A 13,218-nucleotide genomic window follows, 5' to 3' on the forward strand; every position below is an offset into this window, starting at 1 on the left:
CCGGTTCAGGTGTCGCTGCGTGACCGGGCGACCAGATCACCGATCAACGCGAGCACCACGATCTGGAAACCGACCAGAATCGCGAGCAGTGTCGACGTGGTGACCCGGAAGTCGTAGCGGACGACGTCCGCGATCAGCTTCACGAAACCGAGCGCCATGATCCACAACGCGACCGGCATCAGGACCTTGAGCGGGTCGAAGTACATGACCATCCGCAGTACCTGCAGGATGTACCGGCGCGCGTCGCGGAACGGGTGGAACTTCGACGTCCCGGACCGCTTCGCATAGCCGATCGGCAGGTAGTCCACCGGGTGCTGGTTGGACAGGAACGCCATGGTGATCGTCGTGACGCAGGAGAACCCGGGCGGAAGCAGCCTCAGGTAGGGCAGGGAGACGTCCCGCCGGAAGGCACGCAGGCCGGAGTTGAGGTCAGGAATCTTCGTCCCGGAAAGCCGCTGGGCGATCATCCGGATGAGCCACTTCGCGGGCACCCGCGCCCATTTGTGCGTGCCTTCCTCGGAGGTCCGGGCGCCGACGACCTGATCGACGTCGAGATTGTCGTCCAGGTACCGGACGAACTCCGGAATCCGCTCGTTCGGGTACGTCATGTCCGCGTCGGTCCAGACGACGATCTTTCCGCGAGCCTCCTGGGTACCGATGCGGCGCGCGGTGCCCGACCCGCCGTTACGGCGGAACGGCATCAGCCGCATGTGCGGGAACTTCCCGGCGACATCACGCAGTACCGCGAGCGTGTTGTCGGTCGACTTGTCGTCGATCACGAGAAGCTCGTAGCTGTAGCCGCTGGCGTCCATCGCCGCGCTGATGCGCTCGAGCTCCAGGACGACATGGTCCTGCTCGTTGTAGCAGGGGAGCACCACCGTCACGTAGGGCGGTGCCTCGACCTCCGGGCTGGCCTGGTGATCGGCTGGAAGGATGGCACTGACACTCACGTCGCTGTTGCTCCCGGTAGTCGTCGCGCGCCCGCGTTCCGTCCCCGGCAGCTCGCAGGCAGTCCGCTCACCAGGGTGACACGGCCCAGGACGGGGCCGAACTCCGGTCACCGTCGGGACGGGCCTACTGTTACGACCTGTGGGGACGTTCAGAGGTGATCTACGCGAGTATGTGCGTCATGTGCGGGCCCTGCGGGCGGCACAGGAGACCTCGGCGCGCTCGTTCGTGGCCGGGTTGAGGTACCCGCTCGCCCATCGGCAGCCGATCTGGACCGGTTCGCGCACGGTGATCGAAGGCCGTGAGCGGATCGAGTTCGCCGACGGCGCCGCGCTGCGGGTCGGGCTCGCATCGTTCGGGCTGACCTCGAAGCACGACGTCTCGATAGTGCGGGTCCATCCCGAGGGCCGGATCCGCTGCGAGGGAGTCGTCTCGCTGCAGCGCGGGATTCGGGTCGTGGTCGACTCGGGCGTGCTCGAACTCGGCCCCTTCGCGAACATCAACGGATTCGCGAAGATCCTGGTGCGCGAGCGCGTCTCGATCGGCGCCTACTGCAATGTCTCCTGGGACACCCAGCTTCTCGACAACGATTTCCACCCGATGGTCGTCGACGGGGTGGAACAGCCCATGAGCGGGCCGATCGTCCTCGAGGACCGGGCCTGGATCGGCGCCGGCGCGATCGTTCTCAAGGGCGTCACCGTCGGTGAGAGCGCCGTGGTCGCGGCCGGCTCGGTCGTGACCCGGAGCGTCCCCGCGAAGGCGATCGTCGCCGGCTCGCCGGCGAAGGTCGTCGGGCACATCGACTACTGGCGTTGAGCCTGTGGCCCCGTCACCCACCGCCCCGATACCGCCGGCGTCCCCGGCACGGCCCCTGACCGGTCGCACCGGTGGCGGAGGCCTCGACGGCGGGACACGCCTGCGCCCGCTGCGGCTGCTGCGTTCCGTCCCGCTGCCGATCTGGCTGATCACCGCGCTGTTCGGCGCGCTGCTCGCCAGCTGGTCGGTGCTGGTGCCGCAGTACCACGCACCGGACGAGCCGAACCAGGTCGACGCCGTCATGCGCCTCGTCCAGGGGGCCGGGTGGCCGCATCCGGGGAACGCCTTCGTCCGCCCGGACGGGGTCGGCGCGATCGCGGCCTCGCCGTACGGCTCGGAGGCAGCGCCCTACGAGCTGGACTTCGCGCCGATCACCCGGGCCGGGGCAGTCCCCCGCGACGACCGCCCGACCTGGGACGAGCTGGGTGACACCCGGCAGGCCGACGGTGAGGTGCAGCCGCCCGGCGACATCCAGCAGCTCGTCCAGCACCCGCCGCTGTACTACCTGGTCGGCGCCGCGGCGCTGTGGGCGCTTCCCGGTGACGGCGACGAACTGCGCTGGGATGTCACGATCGGCGCGCTGCGTCTGATGAGCGCCCTGATGGTGATGTGGCTCCCGCTTCTCGCCTGGGCCGGTGCGCACCGGCTCAGCGGCGGGAACCGCATCGCGGCCACCTGCGCGGCGCTGCTGCCACTGGCGATCCCCCAGCTCAGCCACATCGGAGCCAGTGTCAACAACGACAACCTGCTCGCCCTCACCGCGGGGCTGGCGACGGTCACGATCATCTACGTGCTGCGCGGTGACACCTCGCTGCGCACCGCCGCCTGGGCTGGTCTGTTCATCGGGCTCGCACTGTTGTCGAAGTCGCTCGGGATCGTGCTGGTCCCGATGGCCGCGCTCGCCTACCTGGTCGCCTGGCGGCGCGCCCGCCGGGACGCGCCGGCGAGCGCCCGAAGCCCGGCGGCCTCCGGGCGGGGGGCGAGGGCTGGCCGAGGGGCGAGCTCCGGTCGGGATGCGGCGGCGGGCCAGGACCGGGACGCTCCGTTCCTGCTGGCCGACACCGGGCTGATGACCGTGCTGCCGGGCGCCACCCGGTTCCCGTGGCGCCAGCTGCTGCTCGGGGGCGTCATCATGATCGCTTCCGGGGGCTGGTGGTGGGTCGTCAACCTCGTCCGCTACCACACCTTCCAGCCCGAGACGCCCGGCTTCCCCCCCGGTGACTACCTCGGCGACGACTGGGGCGCCTACCTCGACATCCTGGTCAACGGGACGGCGCGGCGGTGGTGGGGCTCGTTCGGCTGGTTCGAGACGAACCTGCCGATGGAGGTCGTCGCGGCCGCGAGCGTCGTGGTGATCGCCCTGTTCGCACTGGCCGTCATCCGCGGCCGCGACGGCCGCACCAGGGTGAATCTCCTTTTCCTGCTCTGGCCCACCATCGGCCTTTTCGGGCTGATGACCCTGCAGGCCACACTCGCCTTTACCGACCACGGCCACGTGAGCGGAATTTCGGGGCGGTATCTGTACGCGGGTGTGACGGCCCTGGCAATCGGCGTCGGCATGGGCGCGGCGGCCTTCGGCCGGCATGTCTCGCGGTACTTTCCCGTTCTGTTCCTCGCCGCCGCCGCCGCTGTTCAGTGGTGGTCCGTCCGGACAGTTCTCACACATTTCTGGAAACCTGCCGGCGGCGATCTCGGCGACGCCTGGGAGGCGATGACGACCTGGTCGCCGTGGCCGCCGTCCGCCGCTGTCGTGACCGTGTGGACCGGGGTGGCTCTGGCCGTCATGGTCCTCGTCGCCTGCGTGTGGACGGCGGTGCTGGGCGACGGCCAGGACCGGCCCGAACCACCGGTGTTCCGGGACCCGACCGGGTGGCCGCCCGGGCCGGACATCTGGGTCCCCGGCCGGCTCACCGTCGAGGATCCCGCTACCGATCATGTCTCCCGGCCGTCCCCCCAGCCAGCCCCCGGGACAGCCCCCGAGACAGCGGAACCGGTCCCGGCGGAACCGTCGCGAACCGATTCGGCGCCCAGTGGTTCGGCGGCACCGAAATCCACGCCTTCACGGTCGGGGCCTGACGAGCGCGGGTCTTCCGGCTCGTTCCGGTCCGGGTCCTCGACAGTCACGTCAGCGCCCTCCACGGCAAAAGGGAAGCCACCGAGCACCACCAGCCCCGTGCCGTCACACTGAAAGCAGGCCGTGGACCGCTCACGTAGGCTCCCGGTAACGTCATCTCGGTTCGGGGGAAGCCGTGCGCCGAAAGCGGGACTGGGAAACCACACCGCCTGCGGACTCGACCGGGCCCTCGTTGACCGCCGCAGCACGGATGACAACGCCACTCGGCCCCGGTGACCCGGGCCGTCTCGGCCATTACACGCTGATCGGCCGCCTCGGCGAGGGCGGCATGGGCACCGTCTACCTGGGCCGCGGCCTCGACGACCGGCTCGTCGCCGTCAAGGTGATCCGGGCCGATCTGGCCCGCATGCCCGAGTTCCGGGCACGCTTCCACCGCGAGGCGGACATCGCCCGGCGGGTCGCGCGCTTCTGCACGGCCGAGGTCCTCGACGTCGTCGACCCACCCGACGGGCAGCCGTACCTGGTGACCGAGTACGTCGACGGGCTCACCCTGGCGCAGGCGGTGAACGTCGAGGGCCCGCTGCGCTCGGCAGACCTGGAGCGGGTGGCGGTCAGCGTCGCCGCGGCGCTCACCGCGATCCACGGTGCCGGGCTCGTCCACCGGGATCTCAAACCGTCCAACGTGCTGCTCTCCACCCTCGGGCCCCGGGTGATCGATTTCGGTATCGCCCGCGCCCTGGACGCGCAGACCATGCTCAGCCAGGAGATCCAGCGCATCGGCACGCCGGCGTTCATGGCCCCCGAGCAGGCCAACGGCGAGCCGGTGACCGCCGCGGCCGACATCTTCGCCTGGGGCGGGCTGGTCACCTACGCCGGCACCGGCTCCTTCCCGTTCGGCGACGGGCCGACTCCGGTGCAGCTCTACCGGGTCGTCCACCGCGAGCCACTGCTGGACGGGCTCAACCCGACGCTGCGGCCCATCGTCGAGCAGGCGATGCGCAAGGACCCCGCCGACCGCCCGACCGCGCAGGAGCTGTTCCTGCGCCTGGTCGGTACCGGGCCTGCGACCCATCCTGATCCCGCGGTCTCCGCGGCGATCCGGACGAGTGGCCCGCCAGCTCCCGGCGGTGCGCCGGGTGCCGGCGGAACCGTTTCAGCTGCCGGCGACGGAGCGGCACCCGACGACGACGCGACGGGCACGATCAGCCGCCCACGCGGCCAGCCAGGCGCCGGCGGCATCCCACCTCATGCCGACAGCCCCCCTCATGCCGACAGCCCGCCTGGTCCCGACAGCCCGCCCGGTGCCGACAGCCCGCCTGGTCCCAGCGCCGAGGCGAGCGGCGCGCTCAGCGGCCCGCCAGGTGCCACCGCCGATCTACCGGGATCCGTCGGGACGCCGGGTGGACCGGCTGCCGTCGGCACCCCGTCGGCACGCTCGCTCGCCGACGTACCGGCGCAGCCCGCTCCAGAACACGACCTCGCCACCGGTCCCCGGCACCCGACATCCGCCGGCACCGGCACCGGCGGCAGCAGCGGCGGCGGCGGCGGTCACGGTGACGTGGACCGCGGCGGACCGGCCGTCACCCGGTTCCTCACGCCGACGACGCGCCGCCGGATCGCGCTGTTCGCCGCGCCGGTGCTCGCACTGCTGCTGATCGCCGCGCTCGTCCCGCTGGCCTTCACCGGCGGTGGGAACGACGAGAAGACACGGGACGAGGTGGCTCGTCGTGTCGTGTCCACGGCCGAGGCGATCCGCGACTCGGACGCCGAACGCGCCGCACGCCTGAGCCTGGCCGCCTTCCGGATAAGCCCGGTGCCGGAGGCCCGCGCGAGCCTGCGGACGTCCTTCTCCCCCGCCACCGCGAGCGTGCTGAGCGGCCACAGCTCGTCGGTCCTCGGCCTGGGAGTCAGCCAGGACGGGCGCACCGTCGCCACCGGCGGCGCCGACAACCTGGTGCAGCTGTGGGGCGTCTCCGACCGCGCGCGCCCCGAGAAGCTCGCCACCATCACCGCGCACACCGGCTGGGTGCTCGACGCGACGTTCAGCCCGGACGGAAAGCTGCTCGCCACCGCCAGCTACGACCGCACCGTGCGACTGTGGGATATCAGCGACCTGGCCCAGCCGCGGCAGCTCTCGGTCCTGCTCGGGCACAACGGCTACGTCCTCGACGCCGAGTTCTCCCCCGACGGGGGGATGCTGGCCACCTCGGGCTACGACAACACGGCCCGGCTGTGGGATGTCAGCAATCCGGCCGAGCCGAGCGAGCTCGCCGTCCTCGACCGGCACACCAGCTGGGTCAACGAGATCGCGTTCAGTCCGGACGGAAAGCTGCTGGCCACCGCCAGCGCCGACCGCACCGCCCGGCTGTGGGACATCACCAGCCCGCGCCGGCCGCGTCCGCTGGCCGCCATCACCGCCCACACGGACTACGTCTGGGCACTGGCCTTCAGCCCGGACGGGCGGCAGCTGGCCACCGGCGCCTACGACGGGCTGGTGAAACTCTGGGACGTGACCGACCCGGCCAGGCCCCGTGCGACGGCGTCGGTGCTCGCCGACGAGAAATGGGTCTTCGACCTCGCCTACAGCCCGGACGGCCGCACCCTGGCCACCGCCGGCTGGGACACCACCACCCACCTGTGGGACCTGACCACCCCCGGCCAGGCGACAGCCGCCGGGCGGATCTCCGGCCACGGCGACTGGGTCCAGGGCGTCGAGTTCACACCGGACAGCGCGTCACTTGTGACCATCAGCGACGACTACTCGGCCCGGATCTCCCGCATGGACGACGCCGGCCTCGTCGCCCGCGCCTGCGCCGACCCGGCCAACCAGATCACCCAGGCCGAATGGCAACGCGACATCGTCGACGTCCCCTACCAGCCTGTCTGCTGATCGGCGTAGGCCCGCCCACGGGACACAGACAGGCACACACCTAGATCGACGACTCCGGTGCTGCCGGAAAACGTCGGGCTACCCTGAGAAGGGCCGTCCGGCGCGCGATGTGCGGATGGCGCGCGATGTGCGGATGGGCAGTGCGGATGGGCAGTGCGGATGGGCGAGGGGTGACCAGGCGATGAGCATCGCCATCGACCATGTCGGGCCGTGGACCGTCGCCGACGTCCTCGCCCTGCCCGAGGAGCGGACCATCCGTTTCGAGCTCCTGGGGGAATCCCTCGTGATGTCTCCCGCGCCAGGCCTGCGTCATCAGCGTGCCTCGCTCCGGCTGGCCATGATCCTGCACGCGGCTGCCCGCACCGCCGACGCGCCGGTCGAGGTCCTGGAGGCCGTCAACGTCATCCTGCCTTCCGGTCTGGTGGTGCCTGACCTGGTGGTGCTCGACGCCGCCGCGGCCACGGAGAACGCCATCAGCCTCGACGCCGAGGCCGTCCAGCTCGCGATCGAGCTGGTCTCGCCCGGGAGCCGCACCATCGACCGGAAGTTCAAGCCGGTGCTCTATGCCGAGGCCGCCATCCCGCGGTTCTGGCGCGTCGAGCTCGCCCCGGCGCCGATCCTCGTCGCCTACGAGCTCGACGGTGGTCGGTACGTCAAGCGGATCACGGCCCTCGCCGGCGCGACCGCCCACCTGGAGGCCCCGTTCCCGGTGGACATCGATCCGGCCGACCTCGCCCGGCCCTAGCCGGTCACCGCACGGTCTCCTACGCTCGGGGGCGTGATCGAGATCGGAAACCGGTGCCGGCGGCAGCCGCCCCCGCCCCGCGTCGTGTTCGAGGCGCTGGCCGAGCCCGGCCGGGACCCGTACCGCCCCTGGCTGTTGCTGCTGGGCGACGAACAGTGCCCGCGCATCCTCACATCCACACCGCCCGCCGAGCTGACCTGGTCCTCGCTGTGGCGCCGGCGTCCGGACGCAGTGGTCCGCTTCCAGCTGGAACGCAGCGCCGACGGGGGCACCGACCTGCGCTGGATCCTCCACGTCGAGGAGCCCGCTCCGGACGAAAGTCTCGTCGGCCACATGCGCAGGCGTCTCAACCAGCTCATCAACGCAAACCTGCGCTACACGTTCGGCCAGTAGACGCCACGACAACCCACACGCCCGCGCTGTCCCCATGCTGCGCGGGGACCGGAGCGGCTTCAGTTCAGGCGCTCGGAGTGCCAGGCCTGGCGGGCCACCAGAGAGCCACGCTCGTCGGGAGCGGCGACGTCGACGACCGGTCTCGTTCCCAGGGGGCGCTGGAGAAGTACGACCGTGCCCCATGTGCGCCCGGCGCCCTTGCGGGTCATTCTGGTGACCTTCCGCCCGTCAGTCAGTGTTCTGGACACGCCCCGCCCGAAGGTCGTCGGGCCGTTCGGGCCGAAGGCCAGCCAGGCGCGGACGGCGACACGTTCGGGAGTTTCCTCGACGTCGAAACCAGCGAGCACCTCGTCCGTGTAGCTGCTCACCGTGAACGACAGTTCGTGGCCATCTCGATGTTCGGGAGCAAGCGGACGTCGAGGCGTCTGCCGGCACCACTCATACCCGGCGCGGTGCCGTCACCCGAGTCCTTCGTGTCCACGGCCATGGCCTCGCTCTCGTTCAGGTCGCACGCCCGCCGGGGTGTCGGCCGTCAGCTCCCTGGAGTCCGGCGTCCCGGGTCGCCGCCGGTGGGCTTTCTGCTGGACCCGGTGGACCCGCCGGGCCCGCGGTGCTCGACGAAACGGGACAGGCCTGCGCCCAGGCGGACGACCGCGGCGCTGCCGGGCCGGCCGCTGCCAGCCGGAGCCCCGGGGTCACGGGTGGCGGGGTCGTCGCCGAGGCGTGAGCGCAGGGCGGCGCGGGCGATGCGGGCGGCGGTGACGATCTTTCGTTCGTCCGGTGTGGCCGGTGCCCAGGGTGGCCGTGGTTGCCGGCGGGCCGCCGCGAGCTCCTGCTCGAGTTCGCTGATCCGGTTCAGCCGCTGCAGGTCGCGGGCGGCGAGCTCGCTGCGCTCGGCGTCCAGGCGGGCCCATTCCCGCTGCCGGCCGCGGGCCGCGGCGACCGCGTCGTCCTGCAGTGCCAGGACGCGCAGGTAGAGGTCGATCCGGTTGCGTTCCATCCGGGAGAGCAGCGTGTTGGACACCCACGGGGCGAGCAGGTCCGCGACGCGGCGGGCCCAGGGGGCGCGCCGGTCGAGCAGCACGCCGAGGCCGAAGACCGGTGCCACGGTGATGAAACGCAGGTCGGGATGCTCCGCCGCGAAGTCCTCGACGGCCGTCCGCACGCCGTTACGGGGGCCGCCTTCGGTGAGCGCCCAGGCGAAGGCGCCCATCCCGCGGAAACCGCGCCCGGGGACCGCGTCGGCCTTGTCGATCTCCACGCCGACGTCCCACGAGTTCGGCTGGCGGTCGGCTTCGGGGATGCGGTCCGGGGAGTAGTACTGGTCCCGGCGGCCGGCGGGCCAGCCGACGTCGTGCAGGATCACCAGCGGGAAGTAGGTGCGGTCGAAGTCGCGGACGGCGGCGCCGATGGCCTCGAGCTCGCCGCGGACGGTGGCGTAGTTGTGGTCGCCGTCGATCAGGTAGGCGTCGGTCGGCGCGTGGCCGTCGAGTGCCTCCGGGCTGTAGCCGCAGATCACCTCGACGTCGAGCCCGCCGCCGGAGGTGGGTGCGACCCCCGGCTCGGGGTCGATGACGACCAGGCGCCCGCCGCCGCCGCGGCGCAGCAGGTTGACCAGCAGCGAGGTCGTCGCGCCGCTCTCCGAGCCGACCTCGGCGACACTGCGCGCGCCGGACGCCTCGAGCAGCGGGATCCAGATCTCCCGCAGGTCGGTCAGCGAATGCAGCAGGAGCGGCACGAGTGTCCGTTCCGTGATCTCACCGGGCTCGGCCGCGTGGTCACCACCGTCGTACGCGTCAACGGCGATCTCGGCGAGGCTCCCGTGCACCTTGCTGGACGTCTCGGCGTCCGGCCCGGTCCGGTCGGAAGAGTCTCCGCGCCGGTCAACGGGCTCCCGCTCTGCCGCGGCCACCTCGAAGGCGCGGGCAGGTACGACCGGGTCCTGCAGCGGGTCGAAGGTCGCCGAGGTCCCGGGGGTGACCGGATACCCGGACGGCGGCTGCGGAGCCGGCGGCTCCGGGGGCCAGGGCGACTCCGGCGGAGCGAGCCGACCCGGGGGCGCGGGTGACGCAGGAGGTGCGAGCCGACCCGGCGCCGCGGGTGACGCAGGAGGTGCGAGCCGACCCGGCGCCGCGGGAGAGACGGGCTGCGTGGTCTCCGCGGACCGGCGGGCGGCGCGCGGAGTGAACAGGGACGGCGGCGGAGACACCGACGGGAGCGAACCGGCGCGGATGGCATCGGACGGCGGCTGGCCCGGGCCCGCCTCGCCCGGCTGCGCCGGTTCGGAGCGGACCGGTTCGGAGCGGACCGAGTCGGAGCGGACTGGTTCCGACGGGTTCTGGGTCGGACGGAACCACCGGCCGGCCGTCCCGTCGGCGTCACCGGGTTCGAGGCCGCCGGGAGCACGGCGACTCGGGCCGCGGTAACCGGGATCGCGGTCGCGGTCGCGGTCGCGGTCGCCCGGATCAGCGTCGTCGGGGCTGCGATCGTTCGGGTGGCGATCGTTCGGGTGGTGGTCGTTCGGGTCGTCGGCCTCGGCCGTCATCGAAGCCCTCCCAGCTCACGACGAATCTTCCGGGCGGCTCGGGTGGGGAGAGCAGTGCGGGCGACGTCGCCGGTGCGCACCTGGAGCGGGTCGGCCCGGATCCCCAGCCAGCCGAACGCCATCTCGACCTCGATCGCGTACGTCCCGCCGAGCTGCGGCTGCGTCGCGAAGTCGATCGAGTAGATGATCTGCGGATCGTCACCGACGATCTCCATCAGGTTCGCCTGCAGCGGCCGCAGGCCGAGCAGCGCGAGCTGCTGGCCGGCGAGGTCGTCCAGCGAGGTCATCGTGACCTTGTACGGCTCGGGGGCGTTGTGCAGGTGGAAGGAGATGGTCAGCCAGTCGACCCGGAGCAGGCCGCGCCGGCCGGCCGGGTCGATCCGCACCCGGCGGACGCCGACGCCCTCGACCCTCAGCCGCACGATCGATCCGCCGTCGCGCCCGGAGCGGGTGACCACGGACTTCTTGGGCCCGTTCACGAAGTCGGAGCCGGTGTCGACGTACACCTCGACGGGGCCGGCGGCGGCTTCCGGGGAGACCTCCTCGGCGGGAACTCCGGCCGCGGCCGCCAGCCCACTGATCACTGCCAGCGAGCGGTTCGCGACACCGGCGACACCGGCCGGCCAGTACAGCTCCTGCATGGTGATCTTCTCGAGGTCCGCCGGGGTCAGGTACGGCATGCGGCGGACGAGCTCGGGGGGCAGCAGACCCTCGGTGGAGTCGGAGCCGAAATTGTCGTCGTGGGCCCACGCGCCGAACGCCGAGGCCTCTGCGGCGGTGGGGCGGGCGACGAAGCGGGTGAGCATCCGCAGCGCGGCGTGGCGGGCGCCGGGCTCGGACAGCGACGGCATCGGTGTCTCCGAACGCCGGTAGCGCAGCCATTCGCGCTGGAAGGCGAGGATGCCGTCCTGGACGGCGACCCGCTGGGCGACCTGGGTGCGCGAGGTGCGGTCGATGCTGAGCACCGGGCGGCCGTCGTCGTCGAAGGAGACCAGCGAGCCGATGTCCGGCATGCAGAGCTGTTCGAGCACCTCGGGGCTGCGCATGAGCTGGTTGGCCATCAGCTCGGGCTGCCCGCCGGAGGCGGCGTACCCCTCGATCTGCAGGCCGGCGAGACGGTGCGTGCCGGCGGCGGCGTTCGTCGCCAGGTAGAGGCCGATGACCTCGAAGTCACGCCCGGTGGAGGCGAGCAACCGGGCGAGCAGGGCCTGGATGGTGCCGCCCCAGCCGAGGTCGGCGAGGACGATCCGGCCGGACTCGGGCAGCTGGGTGTCGAGGTAATCGACGTACCGGTCACGCAGCCGGCCCGCGGTCAGGACGATCTCGCTGCGGATCCGCTCGTCGGAGCAGAGTGCCTCGAGGGTGTCGTCGAGCAGGCCGGGGACGTCGAGCCGCCGGTCCGCCAGCGAGGAGATGCCGGCGACGCCGTCGATGGCCACCCCGAGCTGGCGCAGCAGCTGCCCGACGCTCGGCGCATGCCGGCGGACGAGGAACCCGCGCAGCTCCTCGGGGGTGCCCTCGAACACGTTCGCCAGCGCGCACACCTGGCGGGACGCCCAGAGGGTCGAGGTGGTGACTCCGCTGTCGACGCCCGGCTCGGCGATCAGCCGGGAGAGGAACTCGCCCTCGCGCATCAGGCAGTACACGTGGTCGGCGCCGTGGTCCCTGGTGCGTTCCACCGCCCAGTCGCCGAAGCCGGTGAAGACCGGGCCGAACACGGTCGCCCCGGACTCCCAGTAGCGGCGCAGGCCGGGCGGGACGGCGGCGGCGTCCGCCCGGTGCAGCACGCGAGCCCGCAGCGCGGTCATGCCGTAGTCGCCGTTGCCGGAGTCGAGCGGGGTGTCGTCACCCGGGCCGGTGAGCAGGCCCTCCAGCGAGATCGTGGACTTCAGCGACCCGGAGTACTTCGGGTAGTGAATGGCGACCAGCCCGTGCTCGCGGGCGCTCTCGACGTCGGCGACCGGGTGGTCACCGAGGTGCACGACGCGGGACGGCTGCAGGTTCGAGGCGGCCAGCATGTGCCGGAACAGCCCGTCGCTCTTGCTGATCCCCGCGTCGGAGGAGGTGAAGATCTGGGTGAACGGCACCCCGGCCAGCTCCGGGCGGCTGAGCAGGCGCTCCAGCTGGGCCGCCGAGAAGTAGGTGTCGGAGAGCAGGTAGACCGGCAGGCCGAGCTTGGTCATGGCCAGCTCGGCGAGCTCGACGACCGCGAGGTCGGCCCGGCACAGGTCGCGCTCGACGGCGAGCTCGATGTCCATCAGGTCGCCGAGGCTGCCGGCGCCCGGCAGCGCCGGCACCAGGACCTGCCAGATCTCGTCGAGGCGCACCTCGTAGGTGCCCCGGACCTCGTGGGAGTGGTCGCGGGCCTTGTGCTCCGCGTAGATCCGCAGCCGGGCGAACTCCCCGGGGGTGACGCCGGAGGGCAGCTGACCGACCTCGGCCAACCGATGACCCAGGGTGATGAAAGCATGCACCGGTTCGGGAACCATGCGCCACAACAGGGTGTCGAACACATCGAGAGTCAGGGCCTGGGCACCGCCCGACTCCAGATGCGACCAGACCTCGCGAAGCCGGACGTCGGTGAACACTGCCCGCCCCTCCCCCGGACGACCGATCCCCGGTCGCCCATTCTGGGCCGGCCAGGCACCCCGCCGGCATGAGGCCACCAGCTGTCGATGGCGGTTCACCCGTGGAGCGGCTGCCGGCCGGAGCCAGATAGACGGCTCGATACTATGAAGCACCGCCGGAGTAGCACTCACCGGACTGGGGGCACCGTCATCGGGTGCCCTCGCGGTACGGTCTACGGC

The 13,218-nt window shown here is 71.9% G+C and carries 9 protein-coding genes; 5 read left to right on the forward strand and 4 right to left on the reverse strand.

The window, feature by feature from the left end; translation table 11 throughout:
* Nucleotides 1–5: 5 nt before the first annotated feature.
* Nucleotides 6–950: a glycosyltransferase family 2 protein gene (locus tag B207_RS0104790; protein WP_018635385.1), complete on the reverse strand. Its 945-nt coding sequence runs from the start codon at nt 948–950 to the stop codon at nt 6–8.
* A 139-nt stretch (nt 951–1,089) separates the two neighbouring features.
* On the opposite strand from B207_RS0104790, the gene B207_RS0104795 reads away from it, so the two are divergent.
* From B207_RS0104795 to B207_RS0104815, 5 genes are all read left to right on the forward strand, one after another.
* Nucleotides 1,090–1,764: an acyltransferase gene (locus B207_RS0104795; protein ID WP_230204837.1), complete on the forward strand. Its 675-nt coding sequence runs from the start codon at nt 1,090–1,092 to the stop codon at nt 1,762–1,764.
* A gap of 4 nt (nt 1,765–1,768) precedes the next feature.
* On the forward strand, nt 1,769–3,952 hold the full coding sequence (locus B207_RS0104800) for an ArnT family glycosyltransferase (RefSeq protein ID WP_018635387.1): 2,184 nt from the start codon (nt 1,769–1,771) through the stop codon (nt 3,950–3,952).
* A gap of 61 nt (nt 3,953–4,013) precedes the next feature.
* A complete protein-coding gene (locus B207_RS0104805) occupies nt 4,014–6,728 on the forward strand; it encodes a protein kinase domain-containing protein (protein ID WP_026310679.1) in 2,715 nt (904 codons plus the stop codon).
* Between the two features lie 181 nt (nt 6,729–6,909).
* Nucleotides 6,910–7,473 (forward strand): Uma2 family endonuclease, encoded by a 564-nt coding sequence (locus tag B207_RS0104810; protein ID WP_018635389.1) that lies wholly within the window; start codon nt 6,910–6,912, stop codon nt 7,471–7,473.
* A gap of 33 nt (nt 7,474–7,506) precedes the next feature.
* Nucleotides 7,507–7,866 carry a hypothetical protein gene (locus B207_RS0104815; protein ID WP_018635390.1) on the forward strand — a complete coding sequence of 120 codons (360 nt, stop codon included), beginning with the start codon at nt 7,507–7,509 and terminating at the stop codon, nt 7,864–7,866.
* Nucleotides 7,867–7,925: 59 nt separating this feature from the next.
* Here the strand turns inward: B207_RS0104815 and B207_RS0104820 are convergent, their stop codons facing one another.
* The 3 genes from B207_RS0104820 to B207_RS0104835 all read right to left on the reverse strand — a co-directional run bounded on the left by B207_RS0104820 (nt 7,926) and on the right by B207_RS0104835 (nt 12,999).
* Nucleotides 7,926–8,234, reverse strand: a complete 309-nt coding sequence (locus B207_RS0104820) for a hypothetical protein (RefSeq protein ID WP_018635391.1) — start codon at nt 8,232–8,234, stop codon at nt 7,926–7,928.
* 164 nt (nt 8,235–8,398) lie between these two features.
* Nucleotides 8,399–10,411 carry a class I SAM-dependent methyltransferase gene (locus tag B207_RS39495; protein WP_018635393.1) on the reverse strand — a complete coding sequence of 671 codons (2,013 nt, stop codon included), beginning with the start codon at nt 10,409–10,411 and terminating at the stop codon, nt 8,399–8,401.
* Nucleotides 10,408–12,999: an HAD family hydrolase gene (locus tag B207_RS0104835; RefSeq protein ID WP_018635394.1), complete on the reverse strand. Its 2,592-nt coding sequence runs from the start codon at nt 12,997–12,999 to the stop codon at nt 10,408–10,410. Before B207_RS0104835 ends, B207_RS39495 begins: the two co-directional genes overlap by 4 nt.
* Between the last annotated feature and the right edge of the window lie 219 nt (nt 13,000–13,218).

Source organism: Parafrankia elaeagni (genome assembly GCF_000374165.1).
GTDB lineage: Bacteria > Actinomycetota > Actinomycetes > Frankiales > Frankiaceae > Parafrankia > Parafrankia elaeagni.